The 19,421-nt window shown below is 63.3% G+C and carries 12 protein-coding genes; 5 read left to right on the forward strand and 7 right to left on the reverse strand.

Features of this window, described 5'->3' with window-relative positions:
- Window positions 1-15: 15 nt before the first annotated feature.
- On the forward strand, window positions 16-1,440 hold the full coding sequence (locus ANTHELSMS3_RS07650) for a uracil-xanthine permease family protein (RefSeq protein WP_094034351.1): 1,425 nt from the start codon (window positions 16-18) through the stop codon (window positions 1,438-1,440).
- A 68-nt stretch (window positions 1,441-1,508) separates the two neighbouring features.
- On the opposite strand, the gene guaD is transcribed toward ANTHELSMS3_RS07650, so the two are convergent.
- The 5 genes from guaD to xdhA form a co-directional block, all read right to left on the reverse strand.
- Window positions 1,509-2,846 (reverse strand): guanine deaminase, encoded by a 1,338-nt coding sequence (gene guaD, locus ANTHELSMS3_RS07655; RefSeq protein ID WP_094034352.1) that lies wholly within the window; start codon window positions 2,844-2,846, stop codon window positions 1,509-1,511.
- Between the two features lie 72 nt (window positions 2,847-2,918).
- Window positions 2,919-4,490: a xanthine/uracil/vitamin C permease gene (locus ANTHELSMS3_RS07660; RefSeq protein ID WP_094034353.1), complete on the reverse strand. Its 1,572-nt coding sequence runs from the start codon at window positions 4,488-4,490 to the stop codon at window positions 2,919-2,921.
- Between the two features lie 68 nt (window positions 4,491-4,558).
- On the reverse strand, window positions 4,559-5,407 hold the full coding sequence (gene xdhC / locus ANTHELSMS3_RS07665; RefSeq protein ID WP_094034354.1) for a xanthine dehydrogenase accessory protein XdhC: 849 nt from the start codon (window positions 5,405-5,407) through the stop codon (window positions 4,559-4,561).
- Between the two features lie 4 nt (window positions 5,408-5,411).
- A complete protein-coding gene (gene xdhB / locus ANTHELSMS3_RS07670) occupies window positions 5,412-7,724 on the reverse strand; it encodes a xanthine dehydrogenase molybdopterin binding subunit (RefSeq protein WP_094034355.1) in 2,313 nt (770 codons plus the stop codon).
- Between the two features lie 13 nt (window positions 7,725-7,737).
- Entirely contained in the window at window positions 7,738-9,195 is a 1,458-nt protein-coding gene (gene xdhA / locus ANTHELSMS3_RS07675) for a xanthine dehydrogenase small subunit (protein ID WP_094034356.1), read from the reverse strand.
- A gap of 152 nt (window positions 9,196-9,347) precedes the next feature.
- On the opposite strand from xdhA, the gene ANTHELSMS3_RS07680 reads away from it, so the two are divergent.
- Complete coding sequence (locus ANTHELSMS3_RS07680) at window positions 9,348-10,274, forward strand: LysR family transcriptional regulator (RefSeq protein ID WP_094034357.1); 927 nt, start codon at window positions 9,348-9,350, stop codon at window positions 10,272-10,274.
- A gap of 356 nt (window positions 10,275-10,630) precedes the next feature.
- Window positions 10,631-11,092, forward strand: coding sequence for an NUDIX hydrolase (locus tag ANTHELSMS3_RS07685; RefSeq protein WP_094034358.1), 462 nt, complete (start codon window positions 10,631-10,633; stop codon window positions 11,090-11,092).
- Window positions 11,093-11,146: 54 nt separating this feature from the next.
- On the opposite strand, the gene ANTHELSMS3_RS07690 is transcribed toward ANTHELSMS3_RS07685, so the two are convergent.
- A complete protein-coding gene (locus ANTHELSMS3_RS07690) occupies window positions 11,147-12,424 on the reverse strand; it encodes a cytochrome-c peroxidase (protein WP_254694877.1) in 1,278 nt (425 codons plus the stop codon).
- 181 nt (window positions 12,425-12,605) lie between these two features.
- Complete coding sequence (locus tag ANTHELSMS3_RS07695; protein ID WP_094034360.1) at window positions 12,606-12,803, reverse strand: hypothetical protein; 198 nt, start codon at window positions 12,801-12,803, stop codon at window positions 12,606-12,608.
- Window positions 12,804-13,325: 522 nt separating this feature from the next.
- Between ANTHELSMS3_RS07695 and ANTHELSMS3_RS07700 the strand changes: the two genes are divergently transcribed.
- The gene (locus tag ANTHELSMS3_RS07700; RefSeq protein WP_094034361.1) at window positions 13,326-17,996 is read left to right on the forward strand and encodes an Ig-like domain-containing protein; all 4,671 of its coding nucleotides are present in this window, start codon (window positions 13,326-13,328) and stop codon (window positions 17,994-17,996) included.
- Between the two features lie 90 nt (window positions 17,997-18,086).
- Window positions 18,087-19,403 (forward strand): TolC family protein, encoded by a 1,317-nt coding sequence (locus ANTHELSMS3_RS07705; RefSeq protein ID WP_254694878.1) that lies wholly within the window; start codon window positions 18,087-18,089, stop codon window positions 19,401-19,403.
- The last annotated feature ends 18 nt before the right edge of the window (window positions 19,404-19,421 follow it).

Here is a 19,421-nt window from a genome sequence, read left to right on the forward strand (position 1 = left end):
CAGAGGGGACTGGAAATGGCTGACACAAGCATCGGAACGCCAGAGCAACTGCGCGATCCGGATTACACACCGCCGCTGATCAAGGCGGTGCCGCTGGGCATCCAGCACGTTCTGGCGATGTTCGTCTCGAACGTCACTCCGGCGATCATCGTCTGCGGCGCGGCGGGGTTCGGCTTTGGCTCGAACTCACCCGACTTTCCGCAGATGATCTACATGATCCAGATGTCGATGTTCTTTGCCGGCATCGCGACGCTGTTCCAGAGCATCGGTGTCGGTCCGGTGGGGGCGCGGCTGCCGATCGTGCAGGGCACCTCGTTTGCCTTTATCCCGATCATGATCCCGCTGGTGGCGGGCAAGGGCGTGGATGCCATTGCGGTGCTGATGGGCGGCATCCTTGTGGGCGGTCTGTTCCACGCGGTCCTTGGCCTGTTCATCGGCAAGATCCGCTTTGCGTTGCCGCCGCTGGTGACGGGGCTGGTGGTGACGATGATCGGCCTCGCGCTGGTCAAGGTCGGCATCCAGTACGCCGCCGGGGGCGTGCCTGCGATTGGCACGCCGGAATACGGCTCGGGGCTGAACTGGCTGATGGCCGGGACGGTGATCCTTGTGACGCTGGGGCTGAAGTTCTTTGCCCGCGGGATGCTGTCGGTCTCGGCGGTGCTGATCGGCCTGCTGGTCGGCTATGGGCTGGCTTTTGTGTTGGGTCAGGTGAACCTTGGCAATGTCGGCCGCGCGTCCAGCTTTGCACTGCCCAACCCGTTGCATTTTGGGCTGGAGTTCTCGGTCGCGGCGATTGTCGGCTTTTGCGCCATGTCCTTTGTGTCGGCGGTGGAAACCGTCGGCGACGTGTCGGGTATCACCAAGGGCGGCGCGGGGCGTGAGGCGACGGACAAAGAGATCCAGGGCGCGACCTTTGCCGACGGTATCGGCACGGCAATCTCTGGCCTGTTCGGCGCGTTGCCCAACACCTCGTTCAGCCAGAACGTCGGGCTGATCGCGATGACCGGCGTGATGAGCCGCCATGTGGTGACCATCGGCGCGGTGTTCCTGATCCTGTGCGGACTGGTGCCCAAGATCGGCGCGATCATCTCCTCGATCCCGATCGAAGTGCTGGGCGGCGGTGTGATCGTGATGTTCGGCATGGTCGTGGCGGCCGGTATCTCGATGCTGTCGGACGTGACCTGGAACCGCCGCAACATGGTGATCTTTGCGATTGCGCTGTCGCTGGGCCTTGGCCTGCAACTGGAGCCGGGGGCGCTGCAATACCTGCCCGGCACGATCAAGGTGCTGGCGACATCCGGCATCCTGCCCGCCGCCGTGATCGCCATCGTGCTGAACCTGGTGCTGCCCGAAGACCTGTCCGACGAGTCCACCGAAGAAGTCTCTGGCGGCATGGCCGGACATGGCAAAGGGTCGTTGGGGCAGAGCGATCACGGGTAAGGTCGACCTTTAAGCAAATTTTGAAAGCGGCGTGCCGAGGCACGCCGCTTTTTTCTGTTGGGGCTGTCTCACACCCCAACCAGCGCCCGTGCCGCAACGCTGCCGTTCTTGGCCGTCTGACCGGCCAGATAGACCTCGGCCACCGCGCGGTCATCCCCCAGCATTTGCAGCACGAATAGCTCTTCGGACAGGGTGTCGGCCCGTGCCATCCGCAGCGCCGCCGCCGGTGTTGCGCGGGCGTCCAGCACGACGATATCCGCCTCTGTCCCCGGTGCCAGCGTGCCGATGCGGTCCTCCAGCCCCAGTGCCACGGCATTGCCGCGCGTGATCCAGTGAAAGGCGCGCATGGGGTGCAGTTTCTGTCCCTGAAGTTGCAGCACCTTGTAGCCCTCGTTGAGGGTCTGAAGCATCGAATAGCTGGTGCCCGCGCCGACGTCGGTGGCGATGGCGTTGCAGATGCCGCGCCCGCGCAGGCCCGCATCGTCGAACAGCCCGCTGCCCAGAAACAGGTTCGACGTGGGGCAGAACACGGGCTTGGCGCCGGTGTCTGACAGCACGTCAATCTCACGCGGGGTCAGGTGGATGGAATGGCCCAGCAGGGTACGGGGCGTCAGAAGGCCGTGGGCTTCATAGACACCCAGATAATCCGGCGCGTCGGGGTACAGTTGCGCGGTAAAGGCGATTTCATCGGCATTTTCGCTCAGGTGGGTTTGGATGTAGCAGTCCGGATGTTCGGCCACCAAGGCGCCCGCCATGTCCAATTGATCGGGGGTTGAGGTGATGGCAAAGCGGGGGGTGATGGCATAGTGCGCGCGGCCCTTGCCGTGCCATTTGTCGATCAGCGTCTTGCTGTCGTCGTAGGAGGATTGCGGCGTGTCCCGCAAACCGTCCGGCGCGTTGCGGTCCATCATGACCTTGCCGCCGATCATGCGCATGTTGCGCTGCGCGGCCTCTGTGAAAAACGCGTCGACCGAGGCGGCATGAACCGAACAGAAGGCCACCGCTGAGGTGGTGCCGTGCCCGATCAGCAGGTCGTAGAACCCCGACGCCATCGCCGCCGCATGCACCGGGTCGGCAAAGCGGGTTTCTTCGGGGAAAGTATAGGTGTTGAGCCAGTCCAGCAGTTGCGCGCCCCATGAGGCGATCACCTGCACCTGTGGGAAATGGATATGGGTGTCGACGAAACCTGCCATCAAAAGGTGCGGCCTGTGGTCGATCACCGGCACATCATGCGCCTGCGACAGCACGCTGGCATAGGGGCCTGCGGCCTCGATCAGACCGTCCTTGATCAGGATCGCGCCGTCCTCATGATAGGTGAAGGCGTCGGTGTCGCGGTCGTCCTGCGGTTCTGCCTTGAAATCAAGGATGCGCCCGCGCAGCAGCACCCGGCTGGGGGTCTGGGTCATTTGGCATGTCCATGTTGGGAAAGGGTCAAAGGGGGCGGGCCGTGTCCGGCCCGCCCGATTGTTTGTGGTGCGCTATTCCGCCGGGGTTGTGACCTCATCCAGCGTGGGCTGGGGCGTGTCGTCGCGATGGAACAGCGGATAGACATAGAGGAAGGTCGCTGCGATCAGATAGCCGGCAGAGACGCCGCCCAGTTCCGGCCAGTGCAGGCTGGCACCGTGGATGATGCCGACAGAGGACATCGCCGCCGCCGCAAGGGCAAAGCCGCCCGCATTGCGGAACCGCCCGTCAATCACCGAGGCCACGATGGCCCCCCAGATCAACCCGGTCAGGATCGCTCCTTGGCTAAGCGCAAGATGGCCCTCGAAATGCGCGCCCTGTTGCAGCAGCGCGGCGGTCAGCGCCGGGTCGCCAAGTTGCGGCAGGCCCTCGACTCCGCTGGCCCCCAGCGCGCCCATCATGGATCCCCATTTGACCATTAGAAAGGCCGAGACATGCGGCATCATCGCAATGGTCACGGCGGCCATGTGCGCGGGTTTCACCGACATCGCCGTGTTGGTCACCAAGCTGAGCGCCACAAAGACCAGAACCGGCGCGGCAGCGGCCACCGGGATCAGGTTGTTGAGGAAGGCCAGCAGGCCAAAGAAGGCGGCCAGCGGAATGACCGCACCGACGCCAATGATATAACCCGCATGCGCGCCCATGCGTTTGTAGGCAGGGTGGCCGATATAGGCCGTCGTCGGGAAGGGCGAGCCAAAGACCGCGCCGATCATCGTGCCCACGCCGTCGGTGATCTGGCAGGTGGCAACGGGATAGTGATCGCCCGCCGCCTCGGCGCTTTCGACGTTGTTCATGGTTTCGATGAAGTTGTAGATCTGCACCGGCACCAGCACGAGGAACAGCTCGGGGTTGGCAAACAGATGCTGGATACCGGCGATCAGGTCGCCGACATAGGGCAAGGGCGGGTAAAAGCCGACGCCCTCGGTGCTGATTTTGGCCTCGCCCATCGCAAAGGCCACGATCGTGCCGACAATCAGGGCCAGCAGACCGGCGGGAATGTTCCACGGCAAGCGAAACCGCCCCACAAGGCCCCAGAGGATGATGATCATCGAGGCAAAGCCGACAAACGGGTTCTCAAACACGATGGCCAGCGGCACGGTGCCGATGAACACCAGCGCGATGCCACAGAGCGTGCCCAACATGCCCGCGCGCGGTGTCACCCGTTTTAGCCAGGGACCGACGATGGCGCCCATGGCCGCCACGATGCCGCCCATAAAGCCCGCGCCAATGCCCACCTGCCAAGCCAGCACCGGATCGTTTGTGCTCCAGTAAATGGGGCCGATCACGCCGAAGAGATAGACAAACATCACCGGGGTCGAGATGCCGTAGGGCAGGGCGGTGACGTCGCGGCCATGCTGTGCGGCGGCGCGTTTCGCGAGCCAGACATAGACCGCGATTCCGGCCATGATGGCAACAGCCGCGCCCGGCACGATGCGGCCAAAGACAATCTCGGCCGGCATCTGAAAGACAAACTGGCAGATGCCCGCCAGAACCATCAGGTTGATCAGGTTGTCGGTGAACAGCGCCCAGAACGCGCTGAAGTCGCTGCGGTGAAACAGCCTGTAGGTGTAACTCCCATCCCTCATCGGGACCTCCTCTTTGTGATCCGGCACCGGGTGTCCCTTCCTCCTTGGGCGTCCGGTGCCGGCGCTGTTTACTGCGCCGCGATATGCGGCGCGGTGCCCCGTTCGGGGTGGTCTTCGGCAGGTTCACTGGTCAGCGCCGCGATCACTTCGGCCACGACAAATGTGGCGATCACGGCTGGCCGTTTGTCGCGGTTACCGGCTGCCCCGATGGGGCAGATCAGGGGCGCAATGGACAGGCCATCGCAATGTGTGTGGCACCAGTTGCGGAACTTCACCCGCTTGGTGGCCGATCCGATCAACCCCACATAGGCCGCGTCGCGCCGTTCCAGCGCGGCAGAGGCCAGCAGAAAGTCCAGCCCGTGATCATGGGTCAGCACGATGAAGGCGCTGCCAGCGGGGGCGGTCAGGATGTCGAATTCGGGGATCGCACTGTGCCGTGTTTCAACAGCGGCATCGGACAGGCTGAGTTCCTCGGCGCGCTGGTCGATCAGGATGGTGCGCACCGGCAGGTGCTGGAATTGGTGTGCCAACGCCCGCCCGACATGGCCTGCGCCAAGGATATAGACGGCGGGTTGCGCGTCCTGCGCCGCCATGTCGGCCTCGACGGCCTTTTGCCGGTCGGAGCGGCTCATCCGGGTCAGGGTAACCTCGACCCGCCCGCCGCAGCACTGGCCGATCTCGGGGCCAAGCGGCAGGTCAAGGTGGCGCGCCATGTCGCCGTCGCGCAGCATCTGCCGCGCGGCGTCGATGGCGCGGTGTTCCAGTTGCCCGCCGCCGATGGTGCCAAACAGCGCCTCGGCGGTGACAAACATCTGCGCCCCGGCCTCACGCGGGGAAGAGCCGCGCACGCGGGACAGGTGCAGGCGCACGACCGGGCCAGGGCGATTGAGAAAGCAGGAAAGCGTTTCGCGTACCATCGGATCACCCCGCCCGCAGCCGTTCGACGGCCATCAGCACCCGTTCGGGGGTGGCGGGTGCATCCAGACGCGGGCAGACGCGATAGTCGGCGACGCTGGCGACCGCCATCGACAGCGCCTCGAACACGGAGATGCCCAGCATGAAGGGCGGCTCACCCACCGCCTTGGACCGTTTGATGGTCCGCTCACGGTTTTCCGACCATTCCGCCAAGGCGACGTTAAAGATGCGGGGCCGGTCGCTGGCCAGCGGGATCTTGTAGGTCGAGGGCGCGTGCGTGCGCAGGCGGCCCCGATCGTCCCACCAAAGTTCCTCAGTCGTCAGCCAGCCCATCCCCTGCAGAAATGCGCCCTCGACTTGACCGCGGTCCAGCACCGGGTTCAGTGAGCGGCCCACGTCATGCAGGATGTCGGTGCGGTCGACCCGGTATTCGCCGGTCAGCGTGTCGATCGTGACCTCGGAACAGGCGGCGCCATAGGCGTAGTAGAAGAACGGCCGCCCCTTGCCCGCCGCGCGATCCCAGTGGATGTCCGGCGTTTTGTAGAACCCCGCCGCCGACAGGTGAACGCGCGCCATATAGGCCCGGCGGATGAGGGTATCGAAGGGCACCACCTCAGCGCTGATCTGCACGGCGTTGGGCAGGAACCGCACCTCTTCTGCTGTCACACCCCATGTTTCGGCGGCAAAGGAAACCAGCCGCGCCTTGATCTGGTCAGCGGCGTCCAGCGCCGCCATGCCGTTCAGGTCCGATCCGCTGGAGGCGGCGGTGGCAGAGGTGTTTGGGACTTTCTCCGTCGTGGTCTTGGTGATCTTGATGCGGTCGAAATCCACCTGAAAAGCATCCGCCAAGACCTGCGCGATCTTGGTGTTCAGACCTTGACCCATCTCTGTGCCGCCGTGGTTCAGGTGGATGGAGCCGTCGTTGTAGACATGCACCAACGCCCCGGCCTGATTGTAGTGGGTGGCGGTGAAGGAGATGCCAAACTTGACCGGCGTCAGCGCGATGCCGCGCCGCAGGATGCCGCCCTGAGCGTTGTGCTCAAGGATCTCGGCGCGGCGCGCCTGATACTGGGCGCTGTCCGCGAGTTCATCGACCACCCGTCCGATGATGTTGTCGGTTACCTGCTGGTGATAAGGCGTCAGGTCGCGGCCCTCTGATCCGTAGAAATTGGCCCTGCGCACCTCCAACGGGTCTTTGCCAAGGGCATAGGCGACCTCTTCGATCATCCGTTCGGCGGCGATGACCCCTTGTGGGCCGCCAAAGCCGCGAAAGGCGGTGTTCGACACGGTGTTGGTCTTTTGCGGGCGCGAGGTCAGCCGGACATGCGGGTAGAAATAGGCGTTGTCGGCATGAAACAGCGCGCGGTCCGTCACCGGCCCCGACAGGTCCGAGGAATAGCCGCAGCGGGCGGCGAAATGCCCGTCGACCGCGTGAATGCGGCCTTCCTCGTCAAAGGCCACGTCGTAGTCGATCACAAAGTCATGGCGTTTGCCGGTGGCGGTCATGTCCTGATCGCGGTCAGGGCGGATCTTGACCGGGCGGTGCAACCGTTTGGCGGCGATGGCGGCCACGGCGGCAAACAGGTTCATCTGGCTTTCCTTGCCGCCAAACCCGCCGCCCATGCGGCGCACGTTCACCGTGACGGCGTTCAGCGGCACGCCCAGTGCATGGGCGACCATGTGTTGCGCCTCGCTGGGGTGCTGGGTCGAGCAGTGGACAATCACATCGTCATCCTCACCCGGAATGGCAAAGGCGATCTGGCCCTCAAGGTACATGTGATCCTGTCCGCCCACGGTCATGCGCGCCTTGATCCGGTGCGGCGCGGTCGCCTGTCCCGCCGCCACGTCGCCGCGTTCCAGTTTCAGCGGGTCGGTCACCTGCGGCAGGCCCGCCGCCTGCGCGCTCAGCGCGTCGGTGGCGTGGGGCAGGACGTCATAGCTGACGTCGGCCAGTTCGGCAGCGCGGCGCGCGGCATCGCGACTGTCGGCGATGACGGCAAAAATGGGCTGGCCGTGGTATTCGACCGTATCGGGAAAGATCGGCTCATCGTTACGGCCTGTCGGGCTGATGTCATTGACGCCGGGCACATCGCGCGCCGTCAGCACGTCGACGACGCCGGGGGCTTGCCGCACGCGGTCAAGGTTCATCGCGCGGATGGTGCCGTGGGTGACGGTGGCAACGCCAAGATAGGCGTGCAGCGTGCCTGCGGGTTCGGCGATGTCGTCGGTGTAATCCGCGCGTCCGGTGACATGTTTGACGGCGCTGTCGTGGATACGGTCGTGATGCACCGCGCCGGTGAGGGTTGAGAGGTCTTTCATGACGGGTGCTCCTTTATGCCACTTCAAGCCGGACGGGGGGCTGGCCGTCCAGTTCAAGGAAAAACCGCCGCAGCAGGTTTCCGGCGACCAGCAGGCGATAATCGGTAGAGGCGCGCCAATCGGACAGCGGGGTGAAATCCTGGCTCAGCGCCTTGGCGGCGGCGTCAAACGTGGCTTCGGTCCAGGGCTGCCCGATCAGGGCGGTCTCGGCGGCTTTGGCGCGCCGGGGGGTGGCGGACATGCCGCCAAAGGCGATGCGCGCGCCGGTCACGATGCCATCCGCCCGCGTGACGCTGATGCCCGCCGCGACCGAGGATATGTCCTCATCCCGGCGTTTTGAGATCTTGTAGGCGGCGTCGATCTGGCCCGCCTGTGGGCGCGGAATGCTGAGGCTTTCGACAAACTCGCCCTCGGCGCGGTCTTGTTTGCCATAGTCGATGAAAAAAGCCTCAAGCGGCAGGGTGCGTTGCCCAGCGGCGTTGCGCAGGGTCAGTGTTGCGCCAAGGGCGATCAGCACGGGCGGGGTGTCCCCGATAGGCGATCCGTTGGCAATATTGCCACCGATCGTGCCCATATTGCGCACCTGCCACCCGGCGATGCGGGACCAATAGTCGTCAAGGTGCGGGAACGCCGTGGCGATGGCCTGCTCGGCCTCGGAATAGGTGACGCCCGCGCCAAGGGTTAGCGCAGTATCGGTCAGCTCGATCCGTTTGAGATCCTCCAGATGGCCGACAAAAACCACTGGAGAGATGGGGCGCATGAGTTTGGTCACCCACAGGCCGACATCCGTGGCCCCGGCGACAATCGTCGCCTGCGGTGTTTCGGCCAGCACCTGTGCAAGGTCATCGACGTCGACGGGCAGGATGGCGCGGTCATTATCTGGACCGGTGACGACGCGGCCCGTGGGTTGCAGCGCGGAGAGGCGCGCGGTGATGGTTTCTCGCTCTTGCGTCAGGTGATCATGGACCGGGCTGCCGTAGCTGTTGACCGCCAGCGCCGCCTTTACGATCGGCTCATAGCCGGTGCAGCGGCAGAGATTGCCCTGAATGGCGGTCTCTACCTGCGTGACGCTGGGCTGCGGGGTTTGCATCCAGAGTGCGTAAAGCGACATGACAAACCCCGGCGTGCAAAAGCCGCATTGGCTGCCGTGATGGTCCACCATGGCCTGTTGCACCGGATGCAGTCGCCCCTCTGGCCCGGACAGATACTCCACACTGACCACATGGCAGCCGTTGAGCGAGGCGAGAAACCGGATACAGGCGTTGACGGTCTCATAACGCAATTCGCCGTCCTGTAAGCGCCCCACCAGCACGGTGCAGGCCCCACAGTCGCCCTCGGCGCAGCCTTCCTTTGTGCCGGTCAGGCGCTGTTCGATCCGCAGGAAATCCAGCAGCGTCCGGGTTGCGGGCACGTCGCGGGCGATGATCTCCTGACCGTTCAGGAGAAATCGGATGTCGGTCTGCTGGTCCATCTTGGCTCCGCTCTGGCTGTGGAAGGGGTGAGACAACGCTACTCTTGCTCACTGAGTCGAAAAACGGCGCGTGTTGGGAAATACTTTCAACGATGCGTTGAAAATAGTAGACTGGTCTGGTCGTCTGTTCCGGGCGTCGCGGAGGACGGAACATGGCCTATCTTGAGAGTATGCGGGTTTTTGTCCGCGTTGTGGAACTGGGCAGCATCACCTCTGGCGGGCGTGACCAGCGCCTGACCCCCGCTGTCGCCAGTAAGCGCATCAAGGAGTTGGAGCAGCGGTTGGGCGTGCGGCTGTTCAACCGCACAACCCGGTCGTTAACGCCGACCGAGGTGGGTAAGCAGTTCTACGAAGAAGCGCGGCGCGTGCTGGAGACGGTTGATGAGGCAGAGGCCGTTGTGGCGCGATTTTCCGAGGCCCCGCGCGGCACAATCAGCCTGACCGCACCGCTAGGCGTCGGGCGGCGCATCATCGCGCCATTGGTGCCGGAGTTTGTTGACCTGCATCCTGATATCCGCATCCGGATGCGGATGTCCGACCGCAAGGTGGATATTCTGGCTGATGGCATGGATCTTGCGCTGTTTGTCGGAACGCCGCACGACTCCAGCCTGAAACTGCGCAAGTTCGCTGATTGTCCGCGGGTGTTGTGTGCCGCACCCGCCTATCTGGACCGTGTCGGCGTGCCGCAATTCCCCGAGGATCTGTTACGCGGGCATAACTGTTTGTTGCTGCGCTATCCGCGCTCGCCGGAGTATTTCTGGCTGCTCGACACCCCGGACGGGCAACGTAAATTCGAGGTGTCGGGGAAGTATGATGCCGATGACAGCGACGTGCTGACGGGGTGGGCGCTGGCAGGCGCGGGGATTGCCAACAAGCCGCTGTTTGACGTGGCGGATCATCTGGAGGCCGGGCGGTTGGTCGAGGTTCTGCCGCAGGCGCGGCCGGTGCCGTCGATCTTTGGCTGCCTCTATCCGCACCGAAAACTGCAAGATCCAAAAATACGGTTGTTTGTGGACTTTGTCGCGGATCGCGCGGTGGCTGCCATGAAACAGGGGGCGGCGGTACGGACCCCGGATTGATTGCGCCCTGCTCGGCGAGCAGGGGGCGTGCCGTCATGCGCCCTCGCCTCCCACCCCAAGGCGAACGTTGCCCTTGATCCTTTGTGTCCCCCAAAAGACGTCCTGCGCGACAATAGGGGCAAGCAGCCGCACCACCCGCCAACCTGCTTTGGGTGCCGGATCATTTATGGCAATGAAAAGATATTCTTTGACCAGTCTGTGGAGCGGCCTATATTTACAGCTTCATTTTCGTTTGATGCTTCAGAAATACCGGGAGCGGTCTCTGGCGACACGCCTAACTATTCGTAAAAAACATTCGGCGTTGGGCGCGCATTAAGGTGCGCCGAGCCAGACAGGGTTTCCCAAGGAGGACTACAGTGCCGGAACGCGGCCAACAAATCGCCGCCCTGCCCATGCGGCGGGACGCCAAGGATGAAGTCAAAGTGCTGATGGTCACCTCACGCGATACGGGGCGATGGGTCATGCCCAAAGGCTGGCAGATGGACGGCAAGAAGCCCTGGCGCGCCGCCGAAATCGAGGCGCTCGAAGAGGCCGGGGCCAAGGGGCATATCGGTAACGAGAGGATCGGCACCTATCGCTATGGCAAGGTGCTGGACGACGGACAGGTGGTCCCTTGTCTGGTCGAGGTCTATCCAATGTTTGTCGACCGACTATTGCGCGACTGGAAAGAGCGTAAAGAGCGTAAGCGCAAGTGGTTCACACCCAAGGCGGCGGCGCAACGTGTGGACGAACCGGATCTGGCGGAATTGCTGCAAAGCCTGCACAAGAACCCGCACAAGGTGCCGGCCATCCGAAAGCTGATCGACCAAATGGCCTGATCGGCGTCCGGTTCAGTCCGCACGCCTTATCCTGTCTCCCGGTTACTCCACCAATCAATCCACTGGCAGACCGCTGGGCACGCTGTCAGGCCGCCCCAGCGGGCGTGTTTCAGCGGTCTCTCCGGTCAACGCGTTCAGGAACGCCTCTAGCGCGTCGATGTCGCTGTCGACCATCTCGACCGGAGCGATGTCCAAATAGGCAATCTGATCCGCCAATTCGTCACCGAAACTCATCAGGCGAAAATCATGCTCGTTCAGCCAGTCCACATCGGGCAGCCGTGCCATGCCGGGAGTCCATTCCTCGCGCGCGGTGATCGGATCACACATGTGTCGGATCATGTCGCGTAGCTTGGGATAGGCACCGTTGTGACCATAGGGTGCGCTGAGCGCGACGTTGCGCAGGCTGGGTGTGCGGAACTTGTAGGCGTCGTCGGGGTTGCGCGTGGTTTCCATGCGGCCAAGGTCACGCGGTATCGTATCGCCGTCGAATGGGCGGCCCGGCCCGAATTGCGGCACGCCCACGGCATGAAACGCCTGATCCGAAAATAGGGGTCCGCTGTGGCACCCGGCGCACCCTGCGTCCCCAAAAAAGAGCTGCCGCCCCTGTTCCGCCTGCGGCGAAAGCGGTTCGCCCAATGTCAGCCATTTGTCATAGGGGCTGTCGTGGTTCTGCCATTCGGTGCCGATAAAGGCGGCTAAGGCATTCACGATCTCCACTATGGTGATGTCCTCCACGGACTGCACGTCGGGAAAGGCGCGCATGAACTGTTCTTGGTATTCGGGCACATTGCGGACTCGATCGGCCACCATGGCCCACCCCAGATCGATACGCGTCGCAAACGCCGCGGCAACGGGGTTTTCATCTGGCGCGCCTGCCATCTCTGTTGCCGAACTCATCGGAAAAAGCGCCTGTGCCGCAAGGATCGAATTGAGCCCCTCGGGGGTGTGGACCCCGGCGGGGGTCCTGAACCGGGTGCCGCTGTCATCTGCCATCTCGACCCGCCCGTCATGGAACATCTGACGCACGCCGGTATGGCCGAGGTTCCACAAGGCGGGCGCGTTGCGCGGTACCCGTTCAGCTATCCGGGTCAGGCCATCGCCGGGGGTGCGATCTGCGCCAAGCCCGGCCCCGCCTTCGCCGATGCCAAGGCTAACGCCATCCGCCCCATGCAGCGAATGATGGTGGCAGGTGGCGCAGCTGATGTTCTGGTTGCCTGACAGGATTTTGTCATAAAACAGTAGTTGGCCCAACTGCGCCTGATGCCGGTCGAAGGTCAGGTAGTCCGCTGGCCGGATCGCGTCGGCCTGTGCGACGACCGGAAACAACGTCAAGAGGGCTGCGGAAACGGCCCGCAAGGACCGGAGAAAGGGAGACGTGCGAAAAATGGGAAACATGCCAAACCTGTTCTGAAATGTCGGAACTTAGTGGATAACAAAAGTGTGATCATTCTGCGGCGGCTTGGCAAGTTTCGGAAATGGCTGGATGACGCGGAGCTTCATTTGTCTGGTGAAATCAACAGGTTTCTCCTTCGGGAAATGCGTCCACAAGGCAATGTTTGGCCAATTCGGCCTTCGCTGGCGCGACTCGGCGGACGTTAAAGCCATCCGCAACACCGCTGCGGGCGAAACTCTTGCGTACCTCAAAATGCGGGGTTCCCATGACGTGTATAGCGAAACGGCCTGCGGCCATGAAAAACGGATAGCGCGTCATCGACTTGGCCGGGGTCTAAAGGACAAGGGGTGGGGCCAGCGAGACGCTGGATAATCTGTTGGCGGTGATGCCTGGCGGTCCGGTGGGTTTCATGCAGGCGACCTCTGCCATACCTGCGCAGATACGACCCAATACATCGCGAAACGCGCGGCTGCCGGCCCGTGCTGGGGTCATCAGTTCTTGCTTCCCCAGCTGTGCCCTGACGGCGCGCTGGTGCTTTGGGGGCCGTTTCGCGGGCACCGATTGTGATGCGGGCAGCTCGGTCCTTTTTGTTCCGGGGCGTTCGGGCCATCGTTGAAGAGCATATAGGATGCCGCGCAAGCTGCCACATTTTTGCCACAGGTCGCGGCGGGATTGTGGCTCTTCAACCCAATTTCCGCCTTATACCCGGGGCTTCGGGCAATTGACTGTAGCGGCGTTTCCAAAAGTAAGATAATTCGCGAAGTGTAATAACAAGCTTGCCGACCTAAACAAGGCGAGCACAGAGGTAGAGCGGTGCAAATTATGAACGCGATTAATTTCGTGACCCGTACCCGTACGGGCGACGTTGAGCGTGGTGCAGTCGATGGGGACGGCAAAGGCTTCCTGATTGGTGCGACCGGCGGTCAGGATATTTCCCTGAACATCAGTCAGGCCGACGTGCGCGGATATGACCGCGCCGCAAACGACCTGCTAATTACCTTGGCCGACGGCCGAGTGATCGTCCTGGAAGGCTATTTTGATGCGGGCGGCGGGATGGCCAGCCGGTTGTTCCTTAGCTCGGACGGGATCTTAAACGAGGTCAGCTTTGTCGAGGCGGAGGGTGGCGCGCTGTTTGCCCAGTACGGTCCGACCGAAAGCTGGGGTAAATGGAGCCCGGACGACGCGCTGATCTTTATCAACGAACCGACCGTAGTTGCCGAAGCGCCCGTGGTGGTGGGCGGCGACAATGACGTCAGCATGCTGGCAGCTGGTCTGCTGGGCCTTGGCGGGATTGGTGCGGCGGGTCTTGGCGCGGCGGCGCTGGGTGGCGCCGCCCTGTTGGGTGGCGGCGCACGCAGCGGCGGCGGCGGCGGTGGTGGCGGCACTGTTGGGTGGACCCCGCCCACTGTGGACGACCCCGAGGCCAGCTATGACATCGCGAGCGGTGACACGCCCAGCATCACCATCACCGGCACGGCCAATCCCGGCTCGGAGATCATGGTCACCATCGGCGGTATTACCCTGACGGGTGTCGCGGGCGATGATCGCACCTGGGAGATTGTCTTTGAGGGTGAGAATTTCCCGCCAGACGGCATTTACCAGAATATTCCGGTGATCGTCACCGATCCAGACGGTACGATATCCGAACTTTACGGCCCGTCGTTCGAGATTGACACAACGCCGCCGCCGATTGACGTCACTGACGGCACCGTGTCCACGGGCGTCATTGTCAACGAGGACGACCAGAGCGATGGCGTCACCGTCACGGGTGAAGGAGAGCCAGGCTCCACTGTGACCATCACCGTCGACGGCACCACGCAAGTGGTTGAGGTCGGGGCGGATGGCGCGTGGTCTTTCGACTTTTCCAGCACCATCTTTCCCCCGGGCACCTATAACAAGGACATCACCCTGACGGCGACGGACCGTTTCGGCAACAGCACGACCGTTGTCGATGTGGTCGAGGTGGATACCGAAAACAGCATTTCGCTGACCAATCTGCCGCTGACCGGCGATAACGTGATCGCCGAGGCAGAGGCGGCAGCGGGCTTTACCTTTACCGGGTCCACGGACGCGGGGGCCACGGTCAACGTCACGGTCGAGGGTGTGACCTACAGCGCGACCGCCGCAGCGGACGGCAGCTGGAGTGTGACGTTCAACGCGGGCGATCTGCCCGGCGGCACCTATCAGACCACGGCCCAGATCGTCTCGACCGACACGGCGGGCAACGTCGCCACCATGAGCCACACCTTTGACGTCGATACCGAAACCAGTGTGACCGTTGAGACCGCGACCATCGGCGGTGACGCGGTAATCAACGCGGTAGAAGCTGACGGTGGCATTGTCGTGACCGGCACCGCCGAAGACGGCGCAACGGTCGTCGTCTCGACAAACGGCGAAAGCCATTCGACCACAGCCACGGCCACAGGCGGCTGGACCGTCGATATTCCGTCGGTCAGCCTGCCACGCGGGACCATGCCGCTGGAGATCACCGCGGCGGCGACGGATGCGGCGGGCAATACCGTCACCACCACGGGCACGGTTACAATTGACACAGAGATCGACCTGACGCTGAACACCGCCACGATCGAAGGTGATGGCGTGATCAATGCCGCCGAGGCCGCAGATGGCACCGTTCTGACCGGCACAGCCGAGGCGGGCGCAAGCGTTGTCGTCAGCGCCAATGGCTTTGATTACACGGCCACGGCGGACGGCTCAGGCGCATGGTCGGTAAATGTGCCTGCGGGCAATCTGCCCTCCGGCACCACCACCATGGACATCAGCGCCACGGCTACGGACGCGGCGGGCAATACCGTGACGGCCACCGGCAGCGTCGGGATCGACACAGAGATCGCCCTGACTATCGACACCTCGACTGTTGCGGTGGACGGCATCGTCAACAGCACGGAACACGCGGGCATGATCGCCTTTACCGGCACCGGGGAGCCGGGTGCCACTGTGACACTGGAACTGTATGGACAGACGGCCAGCGCGGTTGTTGCCAACGATGGCACTTGGTCCATGCCGTTCCCGGCCAGTGTCCTGCCAACCAACGCAGGTCAGATGGGCAGTATCGCTGTTCTGGCCACTGTCTTCTCGACCGATGCGGCGGGCAACATGGCCTTGGCATCAGGCGGGTTTGAGATCGACGTCACCAACCACGTCGAGGTCTACACCTCGAACATCGAAGGGGACGGCGTGGTCAACGCCGCAGAGCGCGCCGATGGCGTGTTGCTGACCGGCTATACAGAGGCCACGACCGCAGGTTCCAGCGTAACGGTCATGGTCAACGGCACCTCCTATGATGCTGTTATCAATTTCAACGGCAACTGGTCGGTTGTGATCCCGGCCTCTGAAATCCCCGCGGGCGAAACCTCGTTGGATGTTCTGGCCACCTCGATTGACGGGGCGGGCAACGTGTCCACGGCTACTGGCAGCATCGCCATCGACACCACCACCAACGTTGCCGTCATGACGGCAGCGGTTGAGGGGGACGGCGTGGTCAACGCGGCCGAACGTGCCGACGGTGTGACCCTGACGGGTACGGCGGAGCCGGGCAGCACCGTCATGGTGACGCTGGGCACCGTGACACATCAGGCCACGGTTGCCGTCAACGGCAGCTGGACCGCCAATTTCGCGACTGCCGAAATCCCGGCTGGGGAGCGGACGCTGAATGTGACCGCCATCTCCACCGATCCGGCAGGCAATACTGCAACTGCCAATGGCAGCATCGACGTCGACACTTTGGTACGCAACTTTGCCATCACCTCCACCCCCGGTGGGGCGGATGCGGTCATCAATGCGAATGAGGCGGCGCAGGGCCTGACCCTGACCGGCACAACCGAACCGGGCGGCAGCGTCACGCTGACCCTGAACGGCCACACCGTGCAGGCGACTGTGGATGCAAGCGGCAACTGGACCGCTGGCTTCGACGCGGCGCAGCTACCGTCGGGTGAGCAGACCGTGACCCTGACCGCCGTGTCCAAGGACCCGGCTGGCAACGTTGAAACCATCAGCCAACCTGTCACCCTCGACACCAGCGCGGGCACGCTGACCATCAGCCCCGCCCCGGTCGAGGGCGACGATGTGGTGAACATGGTCGAGGCCTCTGATGGCGTGACCCTGCGCGGGACATCGGATGCCGGGCAGATGGTCGACGTGACGCTGAACGGCGTGACCCATTCGGTCCTGACCGACCCCTCTGGCAACTGGTCGGTGGATTATGCTCCGGGTGAGATCGCGCCGGGCACCTATACCGCCAACATCTCGGCCACGATCACCGACAGCGCGGGCAACACGTTGACCCGCACCGACAGCGTCCAGATCGACACAGAGGTGGTCAACTTTGCCGCTTCCGGCGCGCCGGTCGAGGGCGACAATGTCATCAACGCGAATGAGGCCAGCGACGGCTTTGTCCTGACCGGCACGACAGAGCCGGGCGGCACGGTGTCCGTCACGTTTGAGGGCGTCACACATGCTGCATTCGTCGATGCCAGCGGCAACTGGAGCGTCGGTTTCACCGCCGCAGAGATCCCCACGGGCGAGAAAGCCACCTCGGCGGTGATCAACACCACGGATGCGGCGGGCAACACGGCCACAACCTCGGTGAGCTTTGACATCGACACTGTGGTGAACACCCTGACCATGTCTGCGGACCCGATCACACCTGACAACGTCATCAACGCGGCAGAGGCCCGTCAGGGCGTCACCCTCAACGGTACCGTCGAAGAGGGATCGACCGTAACAGTGACTGTTGGCGGCATGGCGCATGTGGCGGCTGTCGATGCCAGTGGCAACTGGACCGTGGACATCCCGCCCAGTGCGATGCCCACCGGCACCCAATCCGCCCCGGTGCTGATCGAGGCGGTTGATCCGGCGGGCAACACCCGCGCCATCACAGAGTCGCTGAACGTCGATACAGACGCGCCCGACGCGCTGGGCTGGGTTGGCTATGGCCGTGACGGCTCTGGTGTGGATCTGATCCGTACAGAGATCACCACCGACGATGTGTTCCTTGGTCAACTCAACGACCCGTCGGGGACGCCGGATGTGACGGCGGTCGGCATTGATGCCAGCACGGATATCACGGCTCTGGGTCAGACCTATATCGACCTTACCGGGTCGGTTCCTGACGGCACTCATCTTGTGCTGGCCTCCACCGATGCGGCGGGCAACACCTCGGGGTCTTATCTGGTTACCGATGATCCGGCGACCAGCACGGTGCTGATGTCCGACGATATCGCCAGCGCGCTGGCGGATTTCCAGATCGAAACCATCGACCTGCATTTTGCCGAAGACAGCAGCCTGACCATCACAGAGGCGCAGATCAAGGCGCTGTCGGACAACTCTGACACGGTCACGATCCGGGGCGGATCGGATGACAGTGTGACTATCACAGGGGCGTCGGCGCAGGGCACAGAGACCGTCAATGGCGAAAGCTTCAACGTCTTTACCCTAGGCGACGCGCGCCTGTTGATCGACGACGACATCACGCAGGTCCACGGCGTCGTTTGATTGCGTACCAGTAACGTCCGCAGGCCCGGCACAGAACCGGGCCGCGGATCCCGCTACATAACGATAAATCGAGCCGAGACGGGGGCACGGATGAGCATAGGCAGGCAGAGCCTGAGCCTGATCGCCCTGGCGATCGCGCTCTCGGGTTGCATGAAAGATATGGCTGCGAAGATGCCTTTTGGCGGACGCGCGGACCCTCCGGCGGAGGAGACGGTCACGCGCGCGGCATCCGCGGCGCGCCCTGATACCGCACATGCCGCCCCCATTATTCACGCTCTGTCGCTGCGCGGCTCTGTGGTTGAGCCGGGGACACCCTATGCCCGCGTCGCCGATGCGGTCATCGCGTCGGACTCGCGGGTTGCGGCGGCTGAATTGCACATTGCCCGCCTGCGCGCCGAGGCCGCCAAGTACAACTGGCTGCCCAGCATTGGGCCGCGCATCTCTCTCAACTCGTTGGGAGATTTTGTCGCCGATCTGGTGGTCAATCAGGTTTTGTTCGACAACGGTCGCAAGAAGGCAGAGCGCGATTTGGCGAAATCCCACGTCGAACTGGCCGCCGTCAAACTGGTTGAGGATGGCAATCGGCGCGTCAACGACGCTCTGACACTGTACGTCCGCGCGCAGGAAAGCCGCGAACTGGACTCCCATCTGGAATTTGCGCTCAAGGACATGACCCAATTCGAATGGATCATGAACGAACGGGTCAAGGGCGGTGTATCCGATACATCCGACCTAAACGTTCTGCGCCAAAAACTGGCCAGCATCCGCGCGCGCCGCAGTGAGGCGCAGGAAACTGCCCGCACGGCGATGGCGGAACTGGATGCAATGGCCGCGACACCGCTGACCGATATACATGGCCTTGGCGGATTGCGTGATGCCTCTGGCGGCCCGGCGTTGGCCGTTCTACGGGCACAAGCCGAACGCGATATCGCCGTGGCCGAGGCCCGGATTGCCCGCGCCAGCCATCTGCCGAGCCTTGTGGCCAGTGGTTCAGGCGGGCAATCGCCATTGCGGGGCAGTCTGGATATCGGGTCAGACACGCTGTTTTCGCTGGGCACCGTATCCGACCTTAGGGCAATCGACGCCAGCAAGGACGCCGCATCGCGCAAGATCGGCGAGGCAGAGGAAACCGCAGAGCGCGCCATCCGCAGTCAGGCCAGCCAATTGGCCGCCTATACCCGGCAGGCCAAAGAGGCCGATCTGTTGACCCGGCAGGCCAAGCAGAACCTTGACCTGTTCCAGCGCCAGTACGATGGCGGCCAACGGCAGGTCATGGATGTGGTGGGTGTGTATGAAACCTATGCCGCTGCGCTAGAGCGGGCGATTGACCTGAAATACAAGGCGGCGCGCGCCGAATTGGAACTCGCCCGCCTGCGTGGCGCGCTGGCGGAAGGGGCGCAGTTGTGACCCAAGGTGGCGTTCTCG

The organism is Antarctobacter heliothermus (assembly GCF_002237555.1).
GTDB classification, from domain to species: Bacteria; Pseudomonadota; Alphaproteobacteria; order Rhodobacterales; family Rhodobacteraceae; genus Antarctobacter; species Antarctobacter heliothermus_B.